At 35.4% G+C, this 24,826-nt stretch carries 29 protein-coding genes, 1 pseudogene and 1 other annotated feature (1 of these 31 only partly in view); of the genes and pseudogenes, 20 read left to right on the top strand and 10 right to left on the bottom strand.

Annotation, left to right across the window (positions count from 1 at the left end; genetic code table 11):
- Positions 1–47, bottom strand: a binding site (T-box leader) (it extends 183 nt beyond the left edge of the window).
- A 188-nt stretch (positions 48–235) separates the two neighbouring features.
- The gene (locus DN389_RS17215) at positions 236–2,989 is read right to left on the bottom strand and encodes a S8 family serine peptidase (RefSeq protein ID WP_098189885.1); all 2,754 of its coding nucleotides are present in this window, start codon (positions 2,987–2,989) and stop codon (positions 236–238) included.
- Between the two features lie 306 nt (positions 2,990–3,295).
- Between DN389_RS17215 and DN389_RS17210 the strand changes: the two genes are divergently transcribed.
- Positions 3,296–4,534, top strand: coding sequence for a TolB family protein (locus DN389_RS17210; RefSeq protein ID WP_098189886.1), 1,239 nt, complete (start codon positions 3,296–3,298; stop codon positions 4,532–4,534).
- Positions 4,535–4,575: 41 nt separating this feature from the next.
- Here DN389_RS17210 and DN389_RS17205 read toward each other — a convergent pair whose 3' ends face one another.
- A complete protein-coding gene (locus tag DN389_RS17205; RefSeq protein WP_098189887.1) occupies positions 4,576–4,698 on the bottom strand; it encodes a DUF4023 domain-containing protein in 123 nt (40 codons plus the stop codon).
- Between the two features lie 69 nt (positions 4,699–4,767).
- Positions 4,768–5,106, bottom strand: coding sequence for a hypothetical protein (locus tag DN389_RS17200; protein WP_000871130.1), 339 nt, complete (start codon positions 5,104–5,106; stop codon positions 4,768–4,770).
- A 171-nt stretch (positions 5,107–5,277) separates the two neighbouring features.
- Between DN389_RS17200 and DN389_RS17195 the strand changes: the two genes are divergently transcribed.
- The 3 genes and pseudogenes from DN389_RS17195 to DN389_RS17185 all read left to right on the top strand — a co-directional run bounded on the left by DN389_RS17195 (position 5,278) and on the right by DN389_RS17185 (position 7,187).
- Positions 5,278–5,880 carry a histidine phosphatase family protein gene (locus DN389_RS17195; RefSeq protein ID WP_254979757.1) on the top strand — a complete coding sequence of 201 codons (603 nt, stop codon included), beginning with the start codon at positions 5,278–5,280 and terminating at the stop codon, positions 5,878–5,880.
- A 14-nt stretch (positions 5,881–5,894) separates the two neighbouring features.
- Positions 5,895–6,427: pseudogene (locus tag DN389_RS17190) on the top strand (delta-aminolevulinic acid dehydratase).
- Positions 6,428–6,686: 259 nt separating this feature from the next.
- Positions 6,687–7,187, top strand: a complete 501-nt coding sequence (locus DN389_RS17185) for a DoxX family protein (RefSeq protein WP_060488247.1) — start codon at positions 6,687–6,689, stop codon at positions 7,185–7,187.
- 37 nt (positions 7,188–7,224) lie between these two features.
- On the opposite strand, the gene DN389_RS17180 is transcribed toward DN389_RS17185, so the two are convergent.
- Together DN389_RS17180 and DN389_RS17175 are read right to left on the bottom strand one after the other, a co-directional pair.
- Complete coding sequence (locus DN389_RS17180) at positions 7,225–8,109, bottom strand: alpha/beta fold hydrolase (protein ID WP_098189889.1); 885 nt, start codon at positions 8,107–8,109, stop codon at positions 7,225–7,227.
- Between the two features lie 15 nt (positions 8,110–8,124).
- Positions 8,125–8,958: a GNAT family N-acetyltransferase gene (locus tag DN389_RS17175; protein ID WP_098189890.1), complete on the bottom strand. Its 834-nt coding sequence runs from the start codon at positions 8,956–8,958 to the stop codon at positions 8,125–8,127.
- Positions 8,959–9,219: 261 nt separating this feature from the next.
- Here DN389_RS17175 and DN389_RS17170 point away from each other — a divergent pair, with 261 nt between their 5' ends.
- Both DN389_RS17170 and DN389_RS17165 read left to right on the top strand, forming a co-directional pair.
- Positions 9,220–10,605 carry an alkaline phosphatase gene (locus tag DN389_RS17170; protein WP_000714921.1) on the top strand — a complete coding sequence of 462 codons (1,386 nt, stop codon included), beginning with the start codon at positions 9,220–9,222 and terminating at the stop codon, positions 10,603–10,605.
- Between the two features lie 55 nt (positions 10,606–10,660).
- Positions 10,661–11,128, top strand: a complete 468-nt coding sequence (locus DN389_RS17165) for a hypothetical protein (protein ID WP_001201021.1) — start codon at positions 10,661–10,663, stop codon at positions 11,126–11,128.
- Positions 11,129–11,205: 77 nt separating this feature from the next.
- Here the strand turns inward: DN389_RS17165 and DN389_RS17160 are convergent, their stop codons facing one another.
- On the bottom strand, positions 11,206–11,856 hold the full coding sequence (locus DN389_RS17160; protein ID WP_000456212.1) for a GTP pyrophosphokinase: 651 nt from the start codon (positions 11,854–11,856) through the stop codon (positions 11,206–11,208).
- Between the two features lie 338 nt (positions 11,857–12,194).
- On the opposite strand from DN389_RS17160, the gene rpmG reads away from it, so the two are divergent.
- Both rpmG and DN389_RS17150 read left to right on the top strand, forming a co-directional pair.
- Positions 12,195–12,344: a 50S ribosomal protein L33 gene (gene rpmG, locus DN389_RS17155; protein WP_001265617.1), complete on the top strand. Its 150-nt coding sequence runs from the start codon at positions 12,195–12,197 to the stop codon at positions 12,342–12,344.
- Positions 12,345–12,431: 87 nt separating this feature from the next.
- Positions 12,432–13,928, top strand: coding sequence for a YcdB/YcdC domain-containing protein (locus DN389_RS17150; RefSeq protein ID WP_149237389.1), 1,497 nt, complete (start codon positions 12,432–12,434; stop codon positions 13,926–13,928).
- Between the two features lie 55 nt (positions 13,929–13,983).
- Here the strand turns inward: DN389_RS17150 and DN389_RS29340 are convergent, their stop codons facing one another.
- Together DN389_RS29340 and DN389_RS29335 are read right to left on the bottom strand one after the other, a co-directional pair.
- On the bottom strand, positions 13,984–14,193 hold the full coding sequence (locus DN389_RS29340) for a hypothetical protein (protein ID WP_255450693.1): 210 nt from the start codon (positions 14,191–14,193) through the stop codon (positions 13,984–13,986).
- 206 nt (positions 14,194–14,399) lie between these two features.
- Entirely contained in the window at positions 14,400–14,849 is a 450-nt protein-coding gene (locus DN389_RS29335; RefSeq protein ID WP_255450692.1) for a hypothetical protein, read from the bottom strand.
- Between the two features lie 187 nt (positions 14,850–15,036).
- Here DN389_RS29335 and sigK point away from each other — a divergent pair, with 187 nt between their 5' ends.
- Both sigK and DN389_RS17135 read left to right on the top strand, forming a co-directional pair.
- Positions 15,037–15,750 (top strand): RNA polymerase sporulation sigma factor SigK, encoded by a 714-nt coding sequence (sigK, locus tag DN389_RS17140; protein ID WP_000051382.1) that lies wholly within the window; start codon positions 15,037–15,039, stop codon positions 15,748–15,750.
- Between the two features lie 290 nt (positions 15,751–16,040).
- On the top strand, positions 16,041–16,829 hold the full coding sequence (locus DN389_RS17135; protein ID WP_088123419.1) for a phosphatidylserine decarboxylase: 789 nt from the start codon (positions 16,041–16,043) through the stop codon (positions 16,827–16,829).
- 148 nt (positions 16,830–16,977) lie between these two features.
- Here the strand turns inward: DN389_RS17135 and sda are convergent, their stop codons facing one another.
- Entirely contained in the window at positions 16,978–17,133 is a 156-nt protein-coding gene (gene sda / locus DN389_RS17130) for a sporulation histidine kinase inhibitor Sda (protein WP_000853283.1), read from the bottom strand.
- Positions 17,134–17,380: 247 nt separating this feature from the next.
- Here sda and DN389_RS17125 point away from each other — a divergent pair, with 247 nt between their 5' ends.
- The 8 genes from DN389_RS17125 to DN389_RS17090 all read left to right on the top strand — a co-directional run bounded on the left by DN389_RS17125 (position 17,381) and on the right by DN389_RS17090 (position 22,518).
- A complete protein-coding gene (locus tag DN389_RS17125) occupies positions 17,381–17,893 on the top strand; it encodes a YqeG family HAD IIIA-type phosphatase (RefSeq protein ID WP_000765308.1) in 513 nt (170 codons plus the stop codon).
- A 3-nt stretch (positions 17,894–17,896) separates the two neighbouring features.
- A complete protein-coding gene (gene yqeH, locus DN389_RS17120) occupies positions 17,897–19,003 on the top strand; it encodes a ribosome biogenesis GTPase YqeH (protein WP_000140797.1) in 1,107 nt (368 codons plus the stop codon).
- Positions 19,004–19,018: 15 nt separating this feature from the next.
- On the top strand, positions 19,019–19,852 hold the full coding sequence (gene aroE, locus DN389_RS17115) for a shikimate dehydrogenase (protein WP_000812092.1): 834 nt from the start codon (positions 19,019–19,021) through the stop codon (positions 19,850–19,852).
- A gap of 5 nt (positions 19,853–19,857) precedes the next feature.
- Entirely contained in the window at positions 19,858–20,160 is a 303-nt protein-coding gene (gene yhbY, locus DN389_RS17110; protein WP_000955225.1) for a ribosome assembly RNA-binding protein YhbY, read from the top strand.
- Between the two features lie 130 nt (positions 20,161–20,290).
- Complete coding sequence (gene nadD, locus DN389_RS17105) at positions 20,291–20,860, top strand: nicotinate-nucleotide adenylyltransferase (protein ID WP_001226041.1); 570 nt, start codon at positions 20,291–20,293, stop codon at positions 20,858–20,860.
- Positions 20,850–21,419: a bis(5'-nucleosyl)-tetraphosphatase (symmetrical) YqeK gene (yqeK, locus tag DN389_RS17100; RefSeq protein WP_001078361.1), complete on the top strand. Its 570-nt coding sequence runs from the start codon at positions 20,850–20,852 to the stop codon at positions 21,417–21,419. Before nadD ends, yqeK begins: the two co-directional genes overlap by 11 nt.
- Complete coding sequence (gene rsfS / locus DN389_RS17095) at positions 21,416–21,772, top strand: ribosome silencing factor (RefSeq protein WP_000653202.1); 357 nt, start codon at positions 21,416–21,418, stop codon at positions 21,770–21,772. Before yqeK ends, rsfS begins: the two co-directional genes overlap by 4 nt.
- The gene (locus DN389_RS17090) at positions 21,769–22,518 is read left to right on the top strand and encodes a class I SAM-dependent methyltransferase (RefSeq protein WP_098189894.1); all 750 of its coding nucleotides are present in this window, start codon (positions 21,769–21,771) and stop codon (positions 22,516–22,518) included. The genes rsfS and DN389_RS17090 overlap by 4 nt, the downstream gene beginning before the upstream one ends.
- Before the next feature lie 171 nt (positions 22,519–22,689).
- On the opposite strand, the gene comER is transcribed toward DN389_RS17090, so the two are convergent.
- Positions 22,690–23,517 (bottom strand): late competence protein ComER, encoded by an 828-nt coding sequence (gene comER, locus DN389_RS17085; protein ID WP_001020561.1) that lies wholly within the window; start codon positions 23,515–23,517, stop codon positions 22,690–22,692.
- 77 nt (positions 23,518–23,594) lie between these two features.
- Here comER and DN389_RS17080 point away from each other — a divergent pair, with 77 nt between their 5' ends.
- A complete protein-coding gene (locus tag DN389_RS17080) occupies positions 23,595–24,194 on the top strand; it encodes a helix-hairpin-helix domain-containing protein (RefSeq protein ID WP_000989940.1) in 600 nt (199 codons plus the stop codon).
- Positions 24,195–24,257: 63 nt separating this feature from the next.
- Positions 24,258–24,815, top strand: coding sequence for a ComE operon protein 2 (locus tag DN389_RS17075; RefSeq protein WP_000439780.1), 558 nt, complete (start codon positions 24,258–24,260; stop codon positions 24,813–24,815).
- The last annotated feature ends 11 nt before the right edge of the window (positions 24,816–24,826 follow it).

Here is a 24,826-nt window from a genome sequence, read left to right as displayed (position 1 = left end):
TGAGACAGGGATATAAGTCGCTACTAGTATTCCTTCAAAGCCGATATATAATTTGTTCAACTAAACTATGTTTCGTATTATAAAACTATTTTTAAAAGATTGTCAACAATAATTTTATCCCGCTATTTGTGGGCAGTAAAACTTCTACCTCAAAATTCGGCCGGAGCAAAGAAGTTAGATGGAAGCTTTACTGTCCGTAAACGTCCGATTGGTGAGGGCTGATTAACGTTTTACTTTATTTCACTTCTAAGTCAACATTTAAATTAGATGTATTTCCAGCTGCATCAGTTGCTACAATATGAATAGTATTTTTTCCTTGTTGTAATTGGTTACGATCGAAATAAATATCATAACTTTTCTCCCAAGGATTCAGGAACGCACTTTCCCACATACCATTTCCATTAATTTCATATTGCATTCTCACTGGAATACCAGGTGCAACCCAACCAGATTCTGTCATCCAATCTAGTAGGATATCGTCAACTTTTCCTCTAATTACGAGATTTTCTTGATCAACTTCATGTGTTAATTTCGGTGCAGTTCGGTCAATAAATACAGCCGCTGTTTGTTTCGTTTCTCCGCCTGAATTAGAAGCAACAGCTTCAATTTGATATAGACCATCCGCTAGTGGTGATCCATCTGTTTTTGTACCATTCCATTTGAAAGGTTTATAACCTGCTGTTTCATTTTTTCCTTGATAAATCATTCCTTGGTATGTCACACGTTCTTTTGTAACTAAGTTAGCGTGTAACGTTACATCTTCGACTGGAGCAACTAAATAGTAGTTGATGAGATTATCATCTAATATGTTATCGCCGTTTGGACTAAAAGTAGAGTTAATAATTTCGAGACCGTCGATACGTTTATAATCTTTAGGGTCGATACTAAATGTAAATGGAATACGCATTTCTTCAGTTTTCCCTTGCTCTTTTACATACAGATTCCCAGTATACACACCTTGTGGTAATGAGCTATCGACAGTGATAGTCAATGGTTTTTCAGTATTACTATTCGGCTGTACGCTAATCGATGAAGGAACAGAAGTTTTTACTTTTGTTTTTGTGTTTGCATCTATTAATTCTACACGAGTTGAAAAGCTTTTCTTTTTACTAGAAAGATTTTGTAACGTAATATTTTGTGTTAGTTTCACTTTGCCGCTATTCGGTTTAATAAGACCGAAACTTACATTGTTCGGTTTCACTAACGCATCCGTTTGAGCTGCTTTCGGAATGTTAATTAAACCTGATCCTTGTGCTATAACAGGATATGTATTTTCATTAACATCTTTTAAGGTTTTTGCTGTATTGGCAAGGGATGCTTTTACTTGTTCCGTCGTCCAATCAGGATGCATCTGACGTAATAGAGCAACCGCTCCAGCTACTTGAGGCGCAGCCATACTTGTTCCATTATGAGATTCATAGCCGCCTCGTGGTACTGTACTAGTAATTTGTACTCCAGGTGCGACGATATCTGGTTTTATGAGCCAACTTCCTTGTGATGGTCCTCTGGAACTAAAGTTACCAATAAGTTCTGTTTTGTTCGGTTGTCCAATTTTTATATTTTTCTTTCTTTTTGTAATTAAATTTTTCAACTCTTCACCATTTGTATTTGATAGTTGCATAACTGGAAGAGCTATCTCTTCACGGCCAAAATATTCAGGCATAATATTAATTTCTTTTTCATTAGAAATTAGTAGCACCCCGATAGCTCCAGCTTGTTTCGCTTGTTCTGCCTTTACTAACGTGCTTGAAGTTCCTTGTAAAACAAGGGCGAACTTCCCTTTCACATCTTGTTTAGCGTAATCACTTGAATTACCGTAGCCAACATAGACAAGCTGAGCATCGTTTCCTACTTGGAAATCTGCTTTTGATAACGGTAATCCTTGGTAAGATTTATTAGAACCAGCTACTTGGAATGTTGGGAATGGAATAGAAACAGTCGATGCGCCAACAGAGATGACACTACTTGCGTTACCAGGAGCATCAACAGACCAAGGTTTTGGTCCATCATTTCCATTTGAAACAACTGCAGTAACACCAAGTTTTGCTGCGCGTTCTAACGTCATTGTTACAGGTTGATCAGGGACATTCAAATCTTGACCGAGAGATAAATTTAAAACGTCAGCACCATCTTGAATAGCGCGCTCAATACCTTGGATAATATCATCGGTCGTACCAGTTCCACCATCGTTCATGACACGGTAAGCGAGTATAGAAGCATTCGGAGCAACGCCTTTAATTTTTCCGTTACCAGCAATAATACCAGCTACATGAGTACCGTGTACGTTACCATCCATCGGATCGTTATCCTCATCGACTGTATCGTATCCACCGATATAGTTTGCTTGTAAGTCGGGGTGTGTATAGTCTACGCCAGAATCAATAATAGCGATTTTCATACCTTTTCCATCAAGCGGTTTGCCAGATGGATCTTTTAAATTCCATGCTTCAGGTGCACCGATTGTCGGTCCGCCAATATTTGGTGCTTCTTCTTTAGTAGCGCTTTTTGCTGTTTCATGCAATTTATATGTTAAGTTCGGATAAACAGCTCTTACTTCGGGTAAAGAAGCTAAAGCAGCAACTTGATCTCCTGGGATAGAAATAGAGAATCCAGAAAATAACGTGCTATACGTTTCTTTTATCTTTGCTTTTGGTGCTTTTTCTTTAATTTTCTTTGTTGTATCCTCTTGCGCCTTTTTTAGTTGTGCATGGTATGATTGCACATTTCCATTTTTTAAATCTGGAGCATGCTGAATGTTACTTTGTGAAGCGAGCGGAGCATGATGCAATTCTACAATGACTGAAATTTCTTTTGATGTTTTTATTTCAACATTTTGCGCGATTTTGTTTTCTCCCCATTGCTCAATATTCGCTTTTAACTGTGGACTAAATTGCTTCTCCTTTTGCAGCGATTCAGCATGCGCGCTTAAAGCTCCAAAACTAGAAAAGACAAGCGCCATACTTAATAGTGCAGATGTAGTTTTTTTCATTGAAACTCCCCCTAATAAAAAAGTGCCAATATTCCGAAAAGTTATCTTACATTTTTGTTCTGAAATATAAAATCGAATGTTGGCTAAACTATACTTTCGACATAATTCATACCAATCCTCTTTGAATTAAAAAAATTATGGGAAATTTTTGGGATTATGTCGAATGGCTCATACACAGTGGGGGAAGCCCATCCTCCACTGTGCATAAATCCACAACAATTGTGCAGTAACTGCCAATCAATGCGGAGTGAAATTCGCATATAGTAAGTGGAATATGAGGAATGCTATAAGAAAATGGAGGGACGTATGAAAAAAATTATCGTGAGTAGTAGTGTGGTTTTGTTTATTTTTTTATCTTCAATGTTTAGTACTCGTGCGGAACATAATGGGGTGAAGGTTGCTTTTATTCGTCATCATGATCTTTGGGTTAAAATTGATGGAAAAGAAAAACAAATAACAAAAGGCGAGTACATAACAGGGCCGAAATGGTCTCATGATGGAGAATGGATTTCTTATGCTAAAGGAAAGAAGCAAAACACCTTGGAGTTGTACCGACTGGAAGATGGAAAAAAAGTTAGGCCATTGCAATCTGAGGTATCGAATTATCAATGGTCACCGAAAGAGAATATAATTGCATTTGTATTTGCAAATACATTAAATACGTTTGATGTCAAAAATAAGAATACAGATTTTGAAAATGTGTCAGCTGGTGTAGGTGATTATGCATGGTACCCTGATGGAAAGAAGTTTCTTGTATCTTCTGAAGCACACTTACTTCCAACAGGATGGACAGGAGCTCAGCTATATGAAGTGCAAATAGATGCACATATGAATCCTCACAAAATGAAGCATTTGTATGCATTACCAAATGAACATGATGATTTTCTAGCGCTAGTTGCAAGTGGGTTTGAGTGGTCACCGGATCAAAGGTGGATTTCATTTTTAGCGGTACCGACAGCTTCGTGGTCAGCTGATAGTAATACGCTTTGCTTAGTTCGAGCAGATGGCAGTCGCTTTGAAAAGGTAGATCAAATGTTATTAAACACACAATGGTTCAAATGGGCGCCATCCAAGAATGTTTTAGCTTATATTGAAGGAAGCGGAAGAGTTGCGTTAGAGAATAAACATTTAAAAGTAAAAGAGCTGCCGGCACTTCAGCAGAACACCTTTACGCCGAAAGGATATGTCGATTGGGATTTTGTATGGAAGAACGATAAAGTAATGATCGTTTCACGAGCAAAAGAGGCAGGGATAGAAACTCCGCCAGAAAAAAGGCCACTGCCATCCTTATATGAGATCGATAGTACAAGCGACGAACAACATCAAATCACAAAGCCACCCCATAAGCAAGGTGACTATCATCCCATCTTTATGAAGAAGAACAATCAATTAATATGGATACGTTCAGACCGTAAGAAAGCCAATGTATGGATTTCCAGTAGTGATGGAAAACAGGAAAAGAAGTGGATTGAAAATATAGATGTACCAGAATGGTATTATGAGAAATGGAACTGGGAAAATGTCATCTCGGTAAAAGAAGAATAAAAAACCTGCCTAAAAGATAATTTTAGGCAGGTTTTTTATTGTTATTTATGTGTTTTATTTGGCTTTTTTTTCGCGGGGTTTCCGTTTCCCTGACGCTTTCTATTTTGTTCATCTTTTGCTTGTTTTTCATGTAGTATATCTAAAAAGTCATTCGAGTTACTCATTTTTATATCGCTCCTTTCATTTCGTCCTAATTACTATAACCATTTAGGAGGATAATCATGAGATAAAAGTTAAGCGCTTAATTTTCTTCGATAGTATACGTAAAATATGCCATACGTAATAAATAGCATAAGTAAAACTTGTAACTCTACATTTTCTTTTAAAATAGTTGCGACAGAAGATGGTAAGTAAGGTGATGTATTACTCGTTCCTAAACCTAACCATTTGTTTAAGAGGTTAATGATACAAAACATGAAAACACCAGACCAGCTTGCAATAATTGCTTTCTGTTTAATTTTTGTTTCACGTTCATCATCTGTAATCCAAGGATTAGCGGTTTTATCACTATTAAAAAATCCATTTATGTATCCCCATATGATCATTCCGATAAAGGCGATAATCCATTTCATATTTGTGATTCCCCTCTCTCTTGTAAAAAGTATTTTACATATTATAATTGTAATGTTTTTCAATTAATTGTGTCAAATGTTTTTTACATACCAGTTTTTCATATAGCAGGAATAAAGAATGAGGTAGGGAAGAAATATGTAAGAGGATTTCATAGAGAGAGGAGGCTGGATATGAAGCTTATCTTTGTTCGGCACGGAGAAGGTGAACATACAAAGGATTTGCCGTCAAGTTTACAAGTGCTTCATCCGCCATTAACGGATGAGGGAAAGAATCAGGCTAAATTACTTCAATGCAATGTGCCATTACAAGAAACGGATATATTAATTGTTAGTCCTACACGTAGAACTTTACAAACAGCGGCAATATGGAGTGCGAAAGTAGCTTGTCAAAAAATCGTCCACCCATATGTATCCCCACGTATTTTTCCTTATCGAGAAGGAGCGAAAACATTACCATGTGATGACATAGTAGATCAGGAAATGATAGCAAATTTATTTCCACATTTTTCGATAGAGAAAAGTACAAATAAGCAGTTATGGACGGAAGGTATAAATACTATTTCAGAGAATCGTTTTCAGCAAATAGTAGATGAATTTTTTCTTTGGTGCTATGAGCTAGGCGCTGAAAAAATTTGCATTGTATCTCACGACGGGACAATTACAGCGTATAGGCAATATGTACAGAAAGTCGTTTTAACTAGATCTGATTTTTTGCAAGAAACGGGTATATATGAAATGGATGTATCCCTTGAAAGTCTGATTGATGAGATCTAATTACAGGATGGAGGGTGTATGCTGAATTAGTAGTTGGCTTTAATTCTGTTTTAGAGGTGCAATCAATCCGAGCATCGCTTGAATATTTTAGGGCAAAAGTTGTAACATACTGGATCCGTAGACCGAGAGAGTTCATTAATATTCTTTCTGGAAAGGGTTTATATAATGATATCAATTATGTTATTTTTTGCTTTCATGGTGAGGAAGGAAAGTTTGTTATGGAAGAGTTAAGTGAAGATATATATGAACAAGATGACCGAGGGGATACTTTGGTGCAGCAGAAATTTATAAATATGCAAAATTGCATAATACACATATTGTAAATAGTGGGTGTACGTTAGGGGATCGAAAACTAGTAGAATCTTTTTTACGTAGTGGAGCGAAATCGTATATTGGATCGATAGATTATGTAGATGGGAATGCAGCACTTATGTTTACAATACGCTTATTTTATGGGCTTATTAGCCATGAAAAAACGTTAGAAGATGCTTTTCAAGAGGCAAAATTAATCGATGAGGAGACACGTACATTTCAATTCTATAAATAGTGAAAACACATTTATTCTATATTCGAATAAATGTGTTTCACACTTAACTCACATTTTTTTTACATTTTCTTCAATGAAAATGATTATCACCTATGGTATGATATGTTCAAGTTTTTACAGTTAATAGAAGTTACTATATATTAGTATTTAATGTTTTTTATGTATGTCACAAATTATTCATGATTAACATTTTAAAAATAAGTAACTAATGATATTATATTATCTGTAACTAACTTAATTACAACTTTAGGAGGAAGATATGGTTATTCAATTTTTAAGAGAAAACAAAGCAGTTTCTTTTTTGTTGGCAGTAATTCGAGTGTATCTTGGTTATACATGGTTAATGGCTGGAATCGGTAAACTACAAGGAAAAGGGTTCGATGCAACTGGTTATTTACAAGGTGCAATTGAAAAATCTAAAGGAGCACAACCGGCTGTTCAATCTTGGTGGGCATCATTTTTACAAGATTTCGCAATTCCAAACGTTGATCTATTTAATACACTTGTAACGTGGGGAGAAATTTTAGTCGGAATTGGTTTAATTGTAGGCTGTTTAACAAAAACAGCGGTCTTTTTCGGTCTTGTAATGAACTTTTCCTATATGTTTAGTGGGTCAATTGGTGTGAATCCTGAAATGGTTATTCTATCAATGTTCGTTCTAATTTCTGGTATGAATGCTGGTAAATTTGGAATAGATGGTTTCGTTATTCCAAAAGTATTAGGTTCAAAAACTCAAAAACGCCAAAAGCAAGCTGCTTAACATAAGCGGGTATCTCAAAATGAGATACCCGCTTATGTTATTTTTCAACTTTTATTGGATTGTTCTTAAAGAATTCTTTTACATAACCTACAAATTCTTGTGGTTCTTGACGAAATGGTGCATGATAACCTTTTTCGATAATATGGAAAGTACTATTTTTTAAGAATTGATGATACGTTTCTCCTTCTTTCCAAGAAACGCTACTATCATTTCTTCCCCATATAATTAAGGTTGGTTGTTTAATTTCATTTGCATTGATTTGAAGACGTCTAGGCCATAATTTCATTTTATTGTAATGCTCTTCATCATTACGCTTGGATTTAACTTTGTTTTCATCATAATCTGCAATAGTAGAAACAGTATTTAAATCAGTCGACAACTGTGGTTTTGGTGAACCTTGTTTATTAACGAATGTATGATGACCGCCTGTAGCATCAGTTAAAATAAGGTGGGTAACGGCTTCAGGATATAAATAGGTTAAATTAAGAGAAATTTCTCCGCCCATTGAGTGTCCTAGTATTGCAAACGAATCATAACCTAGTTTTTTCATTAATTTATAATACAAATTTGCATGGGTGGGGAAAGAATAATAAAAATCCATCGGCTTAGATGAGCGCCCGAATCCTAAAGCATCTACAGAAATAATTGTATGATCTTTTGCTAAGTCTGAGTAAATCTTTTGAAAACCATCTGACGATCCTCCAAATCCATGGATCATAAGTAAAGGTGGTTTTTCATTACCAATCTTTTTAAAGTAAATGGTTTGACCATCTATTTCTACCATTTTTTCCTCGGTAGCTAGTTTCGCTGTAAGTGTATTTTTCACTTGTTTTACTTGCTCTACTGGTTTTTCTGCTGCACTACATCCTACTAATAGTGTAAGAGTAAGACAACCTACCATAAAATAGCTAAATCGCTTCAATTAGGTGTCCCCTTTCTAACATAACGCTGTGTCTATCATAGCAAATAGCATATTACGATTTCCAGGAATTTGGCTACCATTTTTCATCATAAGAGGTGAAAGAAGCGTTTCTTGGAAATTTTCTGTTTGAAGAAATTTACGAAATGAAAATTGTGAATGTGGGACATCAATCCTTACTGTGCCACTCCAACACTCGCAGATTTTCTTGAATAATTGAATAGCATCCTTCTCTTGCTTTGCGATAAGTGGATTGACGCATAATATATTTCCTTTTTGTATACATAAGGAAAAAGCTTCTATACAGTTATTTCTCTCAATTTTAAAAGAGTGGCTAGTTCTTGGTAATAGCGATGAGTAAAGTAAGGAACGATTAGCACCAGTTGTAATTTGATCGAGAGAAATAAGTGAGGCAAGATCTTGTTCTTTCACTTGTTGCGTATGAGCAATATGTGTTTTAGTAGTTTGTTTTTCAAAACGATGAATCGTCGTTACTGTTTGAAATTCGCATGATGTATAAAGAGGCTCGCCAGCTTTTGTTGCAAGAAGTGCAATTGGTTGTTTTGGGAGAGTGTGTTCTAAGCAACGATTTAGCAAAATACGCCCGATGCCTCGGCCTTGAAAATTAGGATGAACGATTAACATGCCAATAGTAGAAAAACTATCTTTAAAAGGAAATACTCCTCCAGCTGCAATCAGTTTATTTTCATGCATATAACCAATAAGTGTGCCGAGAGAAAGATACATTTCGAATTGCTTTTTCATAAATGCTTTATCTTGTAACCATCCAATAGCTTTGCAAAGGTCGAGTAAATCAAAAATAAAAGATTCATCTAGCTTTATTGTTTTCATAAATACTCCCCACATTTCTATTAATTTTCATAAAAGTAGATTGAAAATGTTAAATAAGAGATTTACGTTAAATGAAATCCAACTTGTTTATATTTGGATTGTAAAGGCGAAGAATGTTGATACGAACAGACAAACTTATACAAATTATAACTGATATTTACATAAGTTAACAAAAAATTTACATATAACTAATTTTCTCTTAATAGTCTTCTATTAAATTTGATAGTGGGAAATGAATAACCTAATTAGGGGGACAATATAGTGAAAAAGTTTGTAAAAAAAGCATGGCCATTTGCAGTTGTGGCGTCGTTAGCTGTTACTTCGGTAGCAACATGGAATTTTACTCGTTCTAGTGAGGTTAATGCAGATGAGAGCGGAAGCAATGCAAAGATTAAAAATGTCATCGTATTAATTGGGGATGGTATGGGACCTTCATATATGACGGCTCACCGTTATATGAAAGATAATCCAAAAACTTTTGAGATGGAATCTACAGAATTTGATAAGCATCTTGTAGGAACGCAAAAGACATATCCGGAAGATGAGCATGAAAATATTACAGACTCTGCATCTGCAGCAACAGCTATGTCAGCAGGAATTAAAACATATAATGCAGCAATTGCAGTTGATAATGATAAAGCAGAAGTGAAAACTGTTCTTGAACAAGCGAAAGAAAAAGGGAAATCAACAGGATTAGTTGCTACTTCTGAAATTACACATGCAACACCAGCTGCTTTCGGTGCGCATGACATTAGTCGTAAAAATATGGATGCAATTGCAAATGATTATTTTGATGAAAAAATTAAAGGGAAGCATAAAGTAGACGTTATGCTTGGCGGCGGCGTAAAAAACTTTGTTCGAAAAGATCGTAATCTTACAGAAGAGTTTAAGAAATCTGGTTATAGCTACGTAACAGATCGAGATCAATTGTTAAATGATAAAAACGATCAAATTTTAGGTTTATTTGCACCAGGCGGTTTAGATAAAATGATTGACCGTAATGAGAAGACACCTTCATTAGAAGAAATGACAAATGCAGCAATTGAGCGTTTGAACAAAAATAAAAATGGTTTCTTCTTAATGGTTGAAGGAAGTCAAATCGACTGGGCTGGACACGATAATGATATCGTAGGTGCAATGAGTGAAATGGAAGACTTTGAAAAAGCATTTAAAGCAGCGATTGAGTTTGCGAAAAAAGATAAAAATACGTTAGTCGTTGCAACGGCAGACCACGCTACTGGCGGATTATCTTTAGGTGCGAATGGTGAGTATAACTTTAAAGTAGATCCAATTAAAGCTGCAAAACGCACACCAGACTTCATGGCAAATGAGATTGCAAAAGGTGCAAATGTAGAAGAGACATTGAAAAAATATATTGATTTACAATTAACACCAGAAGAAATTAAAGCGGTAAATGATATTGCTCCTTCAAAAGATGTAACAAAGATTGATAATGCGATTGAGGATATTTTCAATAAGCGTTCGGTTACAGGATGGACGACAGGTGGACATACGGGGGAAGATGTAAACGTATATGCATTTGGCCCTGGTAAATACTTGTTCTCTGGCGTTCAAGAGAATACAAATATCGCTAAACGTGTCTTTGATATTGTTGGCGGTGGCGATCCGAATAAAGGAAGACGCTAATTATCAAGAAAAGTGAGGCGAAATGCCTCACTTTTCTTTTTAGGAGATGGGAAAGATGAGGGCTTTTTTCAGAGGGATAGGATCCCTTCTAATAGGTGTAGTATTGCTAGTTGGATGTCAATCCAAGGAGAATCATATAGAACAAAAATCTACTACTAAAAAAATTGAGGAGAAGGTACAAATAACGAAAGAAGAAGAGAAATCGATTCAAGATGTTATGGAGAAATTTGTACGGACGACAAATGAAAAAAATCTTGCTGAACATATGGAGTTATTTTCAAAGAAGATGCCTAGTGCTGAAGATTTAAAAACACAAAAAGAAGCCGCTTTTCAAAAGGGAAATAAGAAAATTGAATTGGAACATATAGACATGAACGCTAGTAAAGCAGGGTATGTTGTAGTTGAAACAAAGGAAAAGGAAATAGAGGGAGAGGTCACTCTTCAGAAGAAAGTACAGTATGCACTTGGAAAAGAAGAGGATGGCTGGAAAATTGAAGAAGTTCGCACGATAGGGAAAAAATAACGTGAACCTTTAATCGGAGAGCCTTACTGCCCGTAAATAGCGAAATAAAAAAGGTTCTCATTGGAGAGAACCTTTTTTTATAGTGGTAACAGAATTTGATTCGAACATGCTTCGATATCATCAATATCTTGGCGAATTGTTGCCATTTTATTATCAAGATCTTCAGCTTTCATTGCTGCATCATGTAGTTCATCTTTTAAATACTCAGGTATTTTCCCCTCATATTTATAATAAAGTTTATGTTCTAAACTTGCCCAAAAGTCCATAGCAAGTGTGCGTAACTGGATTTCTGCAAATACATCTTTTGTACCAGAATTCAGTGATAAAGGATACTTAATGATCATGTGTAAACTTTTATATCCGTTTCCCTTTGGATTAGCGATATAATCTTTTACTTCTATGATTTCCATATCCTCACGCTTTTGAATGACTTCTTTTAAATGATAAATATCTTCTACGAAGCAACATGTAATACGAATGCCGATGATATCTTGTAAATGTGTTTGCGCATTCTCAACTGTCGGTAATAAATTTTTACGTTCAAGCTTTTTAATAATACTTTCAGGTTGTTTTAATCTTGTTTTTATATGTTCAAACGGGTTGTAATCCTCTAAAAATTGAGCTTCCCGGTTCATAATTTCAAATTTAGTTTTTAACTCTTCTAAAGCAAATGTATACGGTAGTACAAAAGCTTTCCAGTAGTTAACTGTTGATTGATTATATTCCATTTATATACACACCTTTTCCTATTTACAAGTGAGGTTGTTATTATACTAAATACCAAAGCATATAAGCGCAAGCAGCAAATGAGGAGATCATAAAACGATATTTAGTTTTCATACTTTCAACTCCTTTCGAGTAAGATTCTATATGAATAAACGTGATTGTTAATAAATTCACTATGTACAATTCTTATAGTAATAGATTCGTGTGAATTTCGTATGAACTAATTGTTTCAGATTTTTGTCTTTTTTTTGTAATTGACAAATAGAATAAACTTATATAACATATAAATCGTAATCATTACGTTTTAGTTTGCAATCTTTGAAAGAAAGGAGAATTACATATGCGTGTAAATATTACATTGGCTTGTACAGAGTGCGGTGATCGTAATTATATTTCTAAAAAAAATAAACGAAACAATCCAGAGCGCATCGAACTAAAAAAATATTGTCCACGATTAAAGCGAGTAACGCTACATCGTGAGACGAAGTAGAAGACTAGAGATATCTCTAGTCTTTTTTGTTTATAGTCATTTAGTTTTATTTGTTATAATTACCTTAAATTGTAATTAAGGAGAGGTATGATGAATCAAAAAGATAAAGAAAGAAAAGAGCAAGTGGCTCATATGATTGATATTCCAGATGATTATAGGCTTGTCGTAGATGATCAAGAAGGTGTGGATGACCCATATCATCTATTATGGTGGGAACATAAAGAGGATGAGGAGAGAACGATACAAATTACGCTGAATAGACATACTGGTAATGTAATCGAATTTAGTATAGATGATAAAAAATATTTTTCGAGTGGTAAGGAAGCGATAGGAGAGAATAAAGCAAGAGAGATTGCAAATGCATTCTTAAAAAAATATACAAAAGAAGGATATGAATTTTATACATATGTAACGGTTAAGGACGACAGGCGTGGTCGGAAAGAAGTAATTTATATGCAAGAAGTGAATGGTCATCCATTGCCGAATACAGGCTGTATTGTGCACGTTCATTCCTCAGGGGAAGTTGTCCACTTTTATTATAATGGACAAAAAGCTATACAAGAAAAACCACTATGGCCAAATGAAATTGTTGAGAAGAACATCGTTTTAGAGAATTTAAAAGCTAGACAAGATATGAGACTTGTATTTGTAGATTTGACATTCTCTTCATGTAAATATGAAAGTGGAGAAGAAGGAACCGGGTACCATCTTGTATATGAACCAGAACCTAGCCATGCGTTTATTGATGCCAGTACGGGAGAAGATTTATTTGAACCAGAACACTATAAATTAGCTCCTACAGTACCTGTTGAAAAAACGGTAAAAAGTAGGCAGAAAAAAGATGTTTTCGATTTATTAGATTGGGACGTAGAAAAGTTTATAAAAGTAGATGAAAAAGAAGATGAGTATGAAGTCCGAATGAAATTTGTATTGAAAGAAGCAGTGCAAAAAGAAATAGAAGTGAAGGATCCATATTCAATGAATGAGTTCTATAAAAAGAATTTTCCTATGTTGCAGTATGATAAATTCGTTGTAATTACTGTAGATAAAAAAACAAATCAATTGATCTCCTGTTTAATGTGGACGGACGAGAAGGACAGGAAATCAATATTATCAAGAGAGCAATGTTTAGAAAAAGCACTTCAATTTTTAGAGGTAATTATTCCAAATGTAACAAAGTATGTTCAGCTTTGGGATGATTATGAATCGGAAGAGGGGATAGAGAGATTTTCCTTTTCGATATATGTAAATGGCTTTTGTGTAGCGGGAAAGTATATCATGCTCAACATCAATACAGAAAATGGTGCTGTGATGCACTACTCTGGAGAGTCTAGCAACTTTATAAAAGAATTGCTTACATATGAAACAACACCAAAAGTAACAAAAGAAAAAGCATTACAAATATACAAAGAGGCCATCCGAGTTAATTTAGAATGGGACATAGATAATGATGCAGAAGAAACAGTATATAAATTATTGTATAAACAAACAACAGATGAAAATCATAAAGAACCCTCTGGCTGTAGTCGAGAAATTCGTTATATTGATGCGCATACCGGGGAGAAAATTTGGAGTGAGTATTAGTAAAAGCCAATCGATACGTATCGATTGGCTTTTACTATGTTCTTAGAATCATTTATTAATTGCCGTTAAGTGGCTGAAGAATACCATCTTGAGCTTTTGACCAATCATATAGGTTTCCATCAGATCCCACTGCAAAATTTAGCGCACGAGAGTTTTCAGGAGATTCGCGTCCGTATAATACGTCGTATAGCTTAATACCATTTATTGTGCCAATTAGTTTGTCTTCACTGGAGCTGTAACGAATTTCATTTGAGCGAGCTCCCATTCTTTTTTCTAGAACTTTTATAGCATCTTCACTTGTGAATGTATTAGTATTAGTTTGTTTATTTGGTTGCTTAGCTGGTTGTTGCTCTTTTTGTGTGTTTTTAGATTCTGCTTCAGGTTTCGTATTATTTTCAGTTGTTGTGTTGTTCTCAGTTTTTGCATTGTTTTTAGTTGTTGTGCTGTTCTCAGCTTTTGCGTTGTTTTTAGTTATTGTGTTGTTCTCAGCTTTTGTGTTGTTCTCAGCTTTTGTGTTGTTCTCAGCTTTTGTGTTGTTTTCAGTTTTTGCTTTTTTTTAGTTTTTGTGTTGTTCTCAGCTTTTGTGTTGTTCTCAGCTTTTGTGTTGTTCTCAGCTTTTGTGTTGTTCTCAGCTTTTGCGTTGTTTTCAGTTTTTGCATTGTTTTTAGTTGTTGTGCTGTTCTCAGCTTTTGCGTTGTTTTTAGTTGTTGTGTTGTTCTCAGCTTTTGCACTGTCTTCAGTTTTTTTGCTATCTTCCGTTTTTTTGCTATCTTCCGTTTTTGTACTGTCTTTTGATACGGCAGTATCTTGTTTAGTAGCCTCAGTTTTTGTAGGAGACGTTTGTTGTCCACAAGCTGAAAGTAAGAAAAATGATGATGTGAGTATTACAAGGTTTCTAATTTGTGATGTAGCGTATCGCATGAAAACACCTCTTTCAAAATTTTGGAATCTTACATATTGTAATACATTGGAAAAAATATTCAAGGTATGAAAGACTTATTTCGTTCGACAAAAAGCTAAGGATTCCATATTTATATCGTACAGACACAAATAACCTCACGCCCACATACACATAGTAAAGACCACTATTTTGGCGGAGGTGAAAGGTTTGAGTCTATTCGCCGCAATTGGATATATGGTTCGAGAAGTGTTTGTCTTTGTTTCTTATGTGAAGAATAATGCGTTTCCGCAGCCGTTATCATCAGACGATGAGAGAAAGTACTTAGAGTTAATGGAGCAAGGTGATGCTCAAGCGAGAAATCTGTTAATTGAACATAATTTACGGCTTGTAGCTCATATCGTTAAAAAATTTGAAAACACAGGGGAAGATGCAGAAGATTTAATTTCAATTGGTACAATTGGGCTCATTAAAGCGATCGAGAGCTATTCGGCAGGAAAAGGCACAAAACTTGCGACGTATGCAGCACGATGTATTGAAAATGAAATTTTAATGCATTTACGTGTACTGAAAAAAACGAAAAAAGACGTTTCACTTCATGATCCAATCGGGCAAGATAAAGAGGGGAATGAAATATCGCTTATCGATATATTAAAATCAGAGTCTGAAGATGTAATTGATATGATTCAGCTTAGTATGGAGTTAGAAAAGATTAAAGAGTATATCGATATTTTAGACGAACGAGAGAAAGAAGTAATCGTGAAGCGTTTTGGACTGGGGCTTGATAAGGAGAAAACGCAACGAGAGATTGCGAAGGCACTTGGTATTTCCAGAAGCTACGTATCAAGAATTGAAAAGCGCGCTTTAATGAAAATGTTCCATGAATTTGTAAGAGCTGAGAAAGAGAAAAAAGCGAAAGAATAATGTACATTGCAAGCAGCCATATTTTAAAATGGGCTGCTTTTCTTTTTGTAAATAAGGAAAGAAAAAGAGTTGTGTTCAGAAGAAATCTATGTTCACTGTTGAAAATGACGGATTCTATCTGTAATATTAGAGGGTGCTAAACAATTTAAGAATAATACCATACTTAGTTTTCCGCATGTATAATGAAACAGTTCTATATGATATGTGGGAATAAGAACCAATTTTACATATGATATAGAAGGAAAAGAAGGGGAAGCTAAAGTTATAGACTGATTAGGAGGTTTCGCAATTTGCGACGTACATTATATCGACTTATGATCGAACTTACAAATGGTCGTTTTACTTCTTATATATTACGTAAATTTGCACAATCTCGTTTGAGCTCTATCATTATTCCATCGTATGCGAAAGTTTTTCAAATTAACCAAGATGAGATGGAAAAGGGTTTGAAGGAATATAGAACATTGCATGAATTATTTACGCGTAAGCTAAAAGAAGGAAAGCGTAGTGTTGATACAGATGCATCGAGTATCGTTAGTCCTGTTGATGGTGTTTTTGCTGATCACGGTCCTATTGAGGACACAAAAACATTTGATATTAAAGGTAAGCGTTATTCAATCGTGGATATGCTAGGTAATGAAGAACGTGCAAAGCGATATGCAGGTGGTACATACATGGTTATTTATTTAAGCCCAAGTCATTATCATCGTATTCATAGTCCGCTTTCTGGTTCTGTGACTGAAAGGTTTGTACTTGGTAGAAAGTCATATCCGGTAAATGCAGCTGGTATGGAATATGGGAAAGAGCCATTGTCAAAAAATTATCGCTCTGTTACAGAAGTAAATAGTGACGGTGAACATATGGCACTTGTAAAAGTAGGGGCTATGTTTGTTAATAGTATTGAGCTGTTGCATGAAAGAGACACTGTTCAAAAAGGTGAAGAAATGGCATACTTTACATTTGGCTCAACAGTTGTGTTATTGTTTGAAAAAGATATGATAGAAGTAGTGCAGGAATTGAAGAGTGGACAAGAGCTTCGTCTTGGTAAAAAAATTGCTACTCGTTCGGCTCATAAGTAAAGAAAACATTTTATAACTGTAAGCAAGAGTTATGGACAAAGATGCTTAATGATGAAATTCCCTAGATGGGAGTACTTGTTTATTCGAGAGCCATCGCAGGATGGCTCTTTTTACAAGTTAGCTCATTAAAATTTCACTTTATATGTAATCAAGACGATTTGACAAGCTTGTCCTCTAATGAGCGTCTAATCATTTCTTGTTTTATAAGTAAAATGAAGTCGGGATTTAATTTTAGTTCTTTTGCTTTATAATAAGACTCAGTGAGTAACTCAGTAGACAACTGTTCCATATATTTTGTTTTCAAGGTGAGTCACCTCCTAATAATTTAAGGATTGATTCGTTGTTGCATTTAATGTACCAAAAAAATATGACAGTCACAAACGAGTGGTTATCCACATACCTAGGTGGATAAAATGTGTATAGATTGTTAGTAAATTCCAAATTAGCTGAAAAATTAATGTGGAAAATGTGTACAATTTTATCCACAGGTCATATATCGAAATATGTTGTCGAAAAATTTTTATGAAAACTCCTCAAAGAGGTGAAAGAAATTGAAGCTATTTTTACCAAATGAATATGTGAAAAATGTATATCATGTTCAACCAGAAGATTTGAAAAAACGTGGAATTAAAGGTGTCATTACTGATTTAGATAACACGTTAATTGAATGGGATCGTCCAAATGCAACGCCACAACTTGAAGAATGGTTTTTGAAAATGAAAGAGCAAGGTATTCAAGTAACGGTCGTTTCAAATAATAATGAGCAACGTGTGAAAGACTTTGCTGATCCATTAGGTATTCCATTTATTCATAGTGCGCGTAAACCATTTGTTCGCGCGTTTAAGCGTGCGATACAAGAGATGCACCTGCAACCAGATGAAGTTGTAGTAATTGGAGATCAGTTACTAACGGATGTTTTAGGTGGAAACCGAGTGGGACTTCATACAATTTTAGTTGTACCGGTAGCACAAACGGACGGATTAGTAACGCGCTTTAATCGAAAAATTGAACGAAGAATTATGAGAAATATGAAGAAAAAAGGTTTAATTAACTGGGAGGAATAAAGTTTGACTGAAACAATTAAATGTATTGGTTGCGGTGTAGAAATTCAAACAGAAGATAAAAACGAAGTGGGATATGCTCCTACCTCATCTTTAGAGAAAGAACAAGTAATTTGTCAACGCTGTTTTCGCTTAAAACATTATAACGAAATTCAAGATGTATCATTAACAGATGATGACTTCCTACGTATTCTAAATGGAATTGGAAAATCGGATGCGCTAGTAGTTAAAATTGTAGATATTTTTGATTTTAATGGTAGCTGGTTACCTGGCCTACATCGTTTCGTGGGAAATAATAAAGTATTACTTGTTGGAAATAAAGCTGATTTAATTCCTAAGTCAGTAAAACATGATAAAGTAAAGCATTGGATGCGCTATAGTGCAAAGCAGCTAGGATTAAAGCCAGAAGATGTCTTTTTAATTAGTGCAGCAAAGGGACAAGGGATTGCTGAGTTGGCAGATGCTATTGAGTATTACCGCGGCGGAAAAGATGTTTACGTTGTTGGATGTACGAATGTAGGAAAATCAACATTTATTAATCGTATGATTAAAGAATTTAGTGATGAGACTGAAAATGTAATTACAACATCTCATTTCCCAGGAACAACACTTGATTTAATTGATATTCCGTTAGACGAAGAATCTTCTTTATATGATACGCCAGGTATTATTAACCACCATCAAATGGCTCATTATGTTGGAAAAGAAAGCTTAAAGCTTATTACACCAACAAAAGAAATTAAGCCAATGGTGTTCCAATTAAATGAAGAACAAACACTATTCTTCAGTGGATTGGCACGTTTTGATTATGTAAGTGGTGGTCGTCGTGCATTTACTTGTCACTTCTCGAATCGTTTAACAATCCATCGTACAAAGCTTGAGAAAGCAGATGAATTGTATAAAAATCATGCTGGGGATTTACTAAGCCCGCCAACACCAGAAGAATTAGAAAATATGCCAGAGTTAGTGAAATACGAATTTAATATTCGTGAACCAAAAACGGATGTTGTATTCTCTGGATTAGGATGGGTTACGGTAAACGAATCGGGAGCAAAAATTGTTGCACACGTACCAAAAGGAGTAAGTGTTTCGCTACGTAAATCTTTAATTTAATATGGAGAGGGATTTATGAAACAATTATATGGTGTAATCGGAAATCCAATTGGACATTCATTATCGCCAGTTATGCATAACGATGCATTTGAACACTTGAATATGGATGCCCATTATCATGCATTTCTTGTTAAAGAGGAAGTGCTAGGGGAAGCAGTAAGAGGTTTAAAAGCATTAGGTATTTCAGGATTTAATGTAACAACGCCGCACAAAGTTGCTATTATGGATTATTTGGATGAGATTGACCCGCTAGCAAAACAAATTGGTGCAGTAAATACAGTGGTTCATAAGGATGGAAAATTGATTGGCTACAATACAGATGGAATTGGTTTTGTCCGAGCGCTGCAGTCAATTAGTAGTGAACCACTTCAGGAGAAACGTATTTTATTGCTTGGCGCAGGTGGTGCTAGTCGAGCTATTTATTTTTCTCTTGCTGATGTAGGTGTGAAAGAGATTGATGTAGCTAATCGTACAGCAGATAAGGCGAAAGAACTTATTGCTGCATGTACGGCTACTGTTAATTCTGTTGCTTTATCGCTAGAAAAAGCAACAGAAGAACAAGGAAATTATGATATTATCATTCAGACGACAACGATAGGTATGCATCCACGCGTCGAATATACGCCATTACAAATTTCTTCGTTAAAAAAAGGGACGATTGTATCAGATATAATTTATAATCCATTTGAAACGAAAATTTTATGTGAGGCAAAAGAGCAAGGTGCAATGATTCAAAATGGTATTGATATGTTTGTCTATCAAGGTGCACTTGCATTTGAAATGTGGACAGGGCGTGTACCGAATATCGATAGAATGAAACAATTAGTTATAAGAAAGCTTGGAGGCTAACATATATGTTAACAGGAAAACAAAAAAGATTTTTACGTGCACAAGCACATCATTTAACACCAATTTTTCAAGTAGGAAAAGGCGGAGTAAATGAAAATATGATTAAACAAATCGCAGATACTTTAGAAGTTCGTGAACTATTTAAAGTAAGTGTGCTACAAAACTGTGAATTCGATCGTCGTGAAGTTGCAGAAGAACTTGCAAAAGGCGCACGTGCTGAAATCGTTCAAGTAATTGGAAGTACAATCGTTTTATACAAAGAATCTAGAGAAAATAAACAAATTAAACTTCCGCGATCAAAAGAATAGCATATGCTATTTTTTATCGTTAGTGCGTAATGATGTAGAGAGCGAAACCAATTGAACTTTTATTAACAGTGAACTCTCTTCGGATAGGAATGAAGAGAGTTACTGTAGGTAAAAGGAAGGGGCGTTTCTTTTGAGAAAAATTGGCATCATTGGCGGTACATTTGATCCGCCACATTATGGGCATTTGCTAATTGCAAATGAAGTATATCACGCTTTGAATTTAGAAGAAGTATGGTTCTTACCGAACCAAATTCCACCACATAAACAAGGACGGAATATTACAAGTGTAGAAAATCGCTTACAAATGTTAGAGCTTGCGACTGAGGCGGAGGAACATTTTTCTATTTGTTTAGAAGAGCTAAGCAGAAAGGGCCCATCTTATACGTATGACACTATGTTACAATTGACGAAGAAGTATCCGGATGTGCAGTTTCACTTTATTATTGGTGGAGATATGGTTGAGTATTTACCGAAGTGGTATAACATTGAAGCGTTACTCGATCTTGTGACGTTTGTTGGGGTTGCAAGACCTGGTTATACATTGCGTACGCCTTATCCTATCACCACTGTGGAAATTCCGGAGTTTGCAGTTTCTTCATCTTTATTGCGTGAGAGATATAAAGAGAAGAGAACATGTAAATATTTACTTCCCGAAAAAGTACAGGTGTATATCGAGAGGAATGGGTTGTATGAATCGTGAGAAAGCACTTCATATTGTCAAACAACAAATGCATGAAAAACGTTATATACACACAATAGGTGTAATGGAGACAGCAATTGAACTTGCTAAGTTATACGGTGTGGATGAAAAAAAGGCTGAAGTTGCAGCTATATTCCATGATTATGCGAAGTGTAGAGCGATTTCTGAGATGGAAGAGATTATTAAAAGTGAAGATTTGCCGAAAGATTTACTTTGTTATAACAAAGAGTTATGGCATGCACCTGTTGGGGCATACTTAGTAGAAAAAGAAGTAGGCATTACGGATCCTGAAATCCTGCAAGCTATTACATATCATACAAGTGGTCATGAGAAAATGACGATGTTAGATAAAGTAATTTATGTAGCTGATTACATTGAGCCTGGGCGAAAGTTTCCAGGGGTGGAGGAAGCTCGTAAACTCGCATATAAGGATATAAATCAAGCTTTATTATTTGCGTTAAAGCGAACAATTCAATTTTTAATGGAAAAAAATCAAACGATTTATCCATTAACATTCCAAACATACAATGCAGTTATCAAGGAGGAAATTAGTAAATGAAAGATAAAGATTTATTAGTATTAGCAGCAAAAGCGGCTGATGATAAGAGAGCAGAAGATATGGTTGTCCTAAATATGCAAGGTATTTCACCAATTGCAGATTATTTCATTATTTGTCACGGTAACTCAGATAAGCAAGTGCAAGCAATTGCGCGTGAAATTAAATCAAAAGCACATGAGTTTGAAATCGACGTACAACGTATGGAAGGTTTTGACGAAGCACGCTGGGTACTAGTTGACCTTGGAGATGTAGTTGCTCATGTATTCCATAAAGATGAGCGTAATCACTATAATTTAGAGCGTCTTTGGGGCGATGTGCCACGTGAGGATATTACAGACGAGCTAGACCAATGAAATACGAACAATTTGCATTGTTGTACGACGAACTAATGAATGATGTTCCTTATGATAAATGGGTGGAATTCACAGAGGAAAGTTTACAGCAAGCGGATATGAAAGAGGCGAAGATTCTTGATGTAGCATGCGGTACTGGTAATGTAACACTTCCGCTTGTACAAAAGGGTTACGATTTAATCGGTGTCGATCTTTCAGAAGAGATGTTAACGGTCGCTCAGCAAAAACTAGGCGGAGAAGGATACTTTATTCCTTTTTACCAACAAGACATGCGAGAGCTTGATGTTCCAGGTGAGTTTGACTGTGTAACGATCTTTTGTGATTCATTAAACTATGTATTGCAAGAAGATGGAGTGCAAGAAACATTTCGAAGAGTGTTTCACCATTTACGTCAAGATGGTTTGTTTTTATTTGATGTACATTCTTTATATAAAATACATCATGTATTTCAAAATGAAACATACACAGTGAATGGAGAAGAAATATCTCTTATTTGGAATTGCTTCCCTGGTGAAGGATCAAATAGTGTAGAACATGATTTAACATTCTTTGTTCAAGACCCAGAAGAAGATGTGTACCATCGTTTTGACGAATGTCACGTGCAACGTGCATATCAGGTCGAAGAGTTAACGACATGGCTTGAAGAAGCTGGTTTTACCGTGCTTCGCGTCACTGGTGATTTTGAGCGACTTGAAGTTACAGAACAAACAGAGCGTATTTTCTTCATGGCGAAGAAAAACGGATAAAACAAAAGCAACCGAGAAGGTTGCTTTTGTTTTGTAAAGAAGTTGTAATTTTAGTTCTAGCATAATAAGAAGATGATATACGTGAAGTGTGAAAATACTAGTTTAGGTGAAAATGTAATGTAAAAAAGTAAGTATTTATAAAAAGGATTTGGAATGACGATGACGTATTTATTATGTGTGTTTATTGAATTGCTGATCGACGCATTTTAAATCTTCATCAAATTTCTCGTGTGTCCGCTCAATTAATTTATGAAACATATCCCCAACATGTTCTTCTAAAACACGAATGCCTTCTCCTGTAACGCCGCCTTTAACACATACTTTTTCTTGTAAAGTAGGCAATGTGAAAATCTCTTTTTCAAGTAGTTTCCCCATTCCAACGACCATTTCACTTACTAAAGTAGTGGCTTCTTCATGTGTAATATTTGTTTTATCTACAGCAGCGTTAATGAAACATTGTAATAAATAACTAAAGAATGCAGGGCCGCAGCTTGCTATATCAGATGAAACGCGCGTTATATCTTCTTCTATCATAAGAGGAGTAGAAATGTTTTTGAATAGGCGAAATAGCTTTTGTTGCCACTCTTCAGAGCATTTACTTCCAAATGTAAATAGTGATGCGCCAGACAGGGCGCGGTTTGTAATGCTCGGAATGATACGTGCAATGTGGCAAGGTACAAGCGTCTCTAATTGTGACGGAGATATTGGACTTGTGATAGAAACTAAGCACTTTTCATCAGAAAAATGTTCAGCGTATTTTTGTAGGATCGGGTATATATCTATCGGCTTTACGCAAATAAAAATAAGATGTGATCGTTCGATTACCTCATCGATAGTTTTGGCGATATGAACAGAAGGGTGTTTTTCCTTTATATGATATGCTTTGGCGGGCGTTCGATTAATCATTGTAAGGCACGAAGGTTTGACAGCACGGGTTTCTAAAAATGCGTCGATTAGTATATTCCCCATGTTCCCTGTCCCTATAATTCCTATGTTCAATGTTTCATCCCTCCTTCGTAACAGCTTTCTCCTAAACAATATGAATGATGTTATAAATTTATGATTAGAGGTGTAAAATGATGTGGGATTTTCCAAAGAAATGGTTAGGATTAGTAGCTATTATTGGAACTGTACTTTTTCTTCTTTTTTGGAAAACGAACCAGCATACAGAGCGAACGGTCATTGCAACGGATGTTCAAGCGAAAGAGCTAGAGAAGAAAAGTAAACCGAAAATATCGGATACAAAGCAGCAGAAAAAAATAATTGTAATTGATATGAAAGGGGCTGTTGTTAAAGAGGGGGTGTATGAAATGAAAGAAGGGGACCGGGTCAAGGATGCTATTGAAAAGGCAGGTGGTTTTTTACCTGAGGCAGATAGGAAGAAGGTAAATTTAGCACAAATGGTACAAGACCAAATGATCCTTTATGTACCGAATGAAAACGAACAAGTGCAAGAGGTAGCTGCTATTGCAAAGGGGGAGGGGAAAGTTCAAATAAATGCAGCTTCTAAAGAACAACTTGAAAAAATTACAGGCATTGGTTCTCGGAAAGCAGAAAGTATTTTGAAATATCGAGAAGAACATGGTCCTTTTCAGAAAATAGAAGATTTGTTGGAGATTGATGGGATCGGTGTGAAGTCATTGGAAAGAATAAAAGATCAAATTATTATTCCGTAAAAGATTGACGAAGTTTTTCTTCATTCGCTACACTACAAGTAGACAAAAAAGTAGGTGAAAAATATGGAACGAATTTCATGGGATCAATATTTTATGACGCAAAGCCATCTGCTATCTTTACGTAGTACATGTACAAGGCTTGCAGTAGGAGCGACAATCGTTCGTGATAAACGAATTATTGCTGGTGGATATAATGGTTCAATTAAAGGTGGCGTACATTGTATAGATGATGGATGTTACGTTATTGATAATCATTGTGTTCGTACAATTCACGCAGAAATGAATGCTTTATTACAGTGTGCAAAATTCGGTGTGAAAACGGAGGAAGCGGAAATTTATGTTACGCATTTCCCTTGTTTACAATGCTGTAAGGCGATTATTCAAAGTGGTATTACAGCAGTTTATTATGCGCAGGATTATAAAAATCATCCATATGCCGTAGAGTTATTTGAAAAAGCGGATGTAACAGTGAAACACGTTCCGCTAGAATATAATATTGCAGCATTAGAGGATCAAAAGCGTCATATGGAGTTAAAAGAACTATTTGCATCTTTAGAAAAAGAAAACTTATCAATGGAAGAATTACAGCATGTATTCACGAAAGCAAAAATGATGCTATAAGGAGTGAGTAT

The organism is Bacillus sp. AY3-1 (assembly GCF_008368785.1).
Lineage (GTDB): Bacteria > Bacillota > Bacilli > Bacillales > Bacillaceae_G > Bacillus_A > Bacillus_A wiedmannii.
The sequence above is the reverse complement of the archived record's forward strand: the minus strand, read 5'-3'. Positions and strand labels throughout refer to the sequence as shown.

What these genes read in the sequence shown, in the direction of transcription:
- DN389_RS17205 (WP_098189887.1), bottom strand. Translation starts at nt 4,698, where the DNA reads ATGAGTAACTCGAATGACTTTTTAGATATACTACATGAAAAACAAGCA.
- DN389_RS17150 (WP_149237389.1), top strand. Translation starts at nt 12,432, where the DNA reads ATGATGAATCAAAAAGATAAAGAAAGAAAAGAGCAAGTGGCTCATATG.
- aroE (WP_000812092.1), top strand. Translation starts at nt 19,019, where the DNA reads ATGAAACAATTATATGGTGTAATCGGAAATCCAATTGGACATTCATTA.
- yqeK (WP_001078361.1), top strand. Translation starts at nt 20,850, where the DNA reads ATGAATCGTGAGAAAGCACTTCATATTGTCAAACAACAAATGCATGAA.
- DN389_RS17075 (WP_000439780.1), top strand. Translation starts at nt 24,258, where the DNA reads ATGGAACGAATTTCATGGGATCAATATTTTATGACGCAAAGCCATCTG.
- DN389_RS17165 (WP_001201021.1), top strand. Translation starts at nt 10,661, where the DNA reads ATGAGGGCTTTTTTCAGAGGGATAGGATCCCTTCTAATAGGTGTAGTA.
- DN389_RS29335 (WP_255450692.1), bottom strand. Translation starts at nt 14,849, where the DNA reads ATGCGATACGCTACATCACAAATTAGAAACCTTGTAATACTCACATCA.
- DN389_RS17200 (WP_000871130.1), bottom strand. Translation starts at nt 5,106, where the DNA reads ATGAAATGGATTATCGCCTTTATCGGAATGATCATATGGGGATACATA.
- DN389_RS17215 (WP_098189885.1), bottom strand. Translation starts at nt 2,989, where the DNA reads ATGAAAAAAACTACATCTGCACTATTAAGTATGGCGCTTGTCTTTTCT.
- rpmG (WP_001265617.1), top strand. Translation starts at nt 12,195, where the DNA reads ATGCGTGTAAATATTACATTGGCTTGTACAGAGTGCGGTGATCGTAAT.
- DN389_RS17210 (WP_098189886.1), top strand. Translation starts at nt 3,296, where the DNA reads ATGAAAAAAATTATCGTGAGTAGTAGTGTGGTTTTGTTTATTTTTTTA.
- DN389_RS29340 (WP_255450693.1), bottom strand. Translation starts at nt 14,193, where the DNA reads ATGGGAGCTCGCTCAAATGAAATTCGTTACAGCTCCAGTGAAGACAAA.
- DN389_RS17175 (WP_098189890.1), bottom strand. Translation starts at nt 8,958, where the DNA reads ATGAAAACAATAAAGCTAGATGAATCTTTTATTTTTGATTTACTCGAC.
- DN389_RS17185 (WP_060488247.1), top strand. Translation starts at nt 6,687, where the DNA reads ATGGTTATTCAATTTTTAAGAGAAAACAAAGCAGTTTCTTTTTTGTTG.
- DN389_RS17080 (WP_000989940.1), top strand. Translation starts at nt 23,595, where the DNA reads ATGATGTGGGATTTTCCAAAGAAATGGTTAGGATTAGTAGCTATTATT.
- yhbY (WP_000955225.1), top strand. Translation starts at nt 19,858, where the DNA reads ATGTTAACAGGAAAACAAAAAAGATTTTTACGTGCACAAGCACATCAT.
- rsfS (WP_000653202.1), top strand. Translation starts at nt 21,416, where the DNA reads ATGAAAGATAAAGATTTATTAGTATTAGCAGCAAAAGCGGCTGATGAT.
- DN389_RS17160 (WP_000456212.1), bottom strand. Translation starts at nt 11,856, where the DNA reads ATGGAATATAATCAATCAACAGTTAACTACTGGAAAGCTTTTGTACTA.
- DN389_RS17195 (WP_254979757.1), top strand. Translation starts at nt 5,278, where the DNA reads ATGAAGCTTATCTTTGTTCGGCACGGAGAAGGTGAACATACAAAGGAT.
- DN389_RS17090 (WP_098189894.1), top strand. Translation starts at nt 21,769, where the DNA reads ATGAAATACGAACAATTTGCATTGTTGTACGACGAACTAATGAATGAT.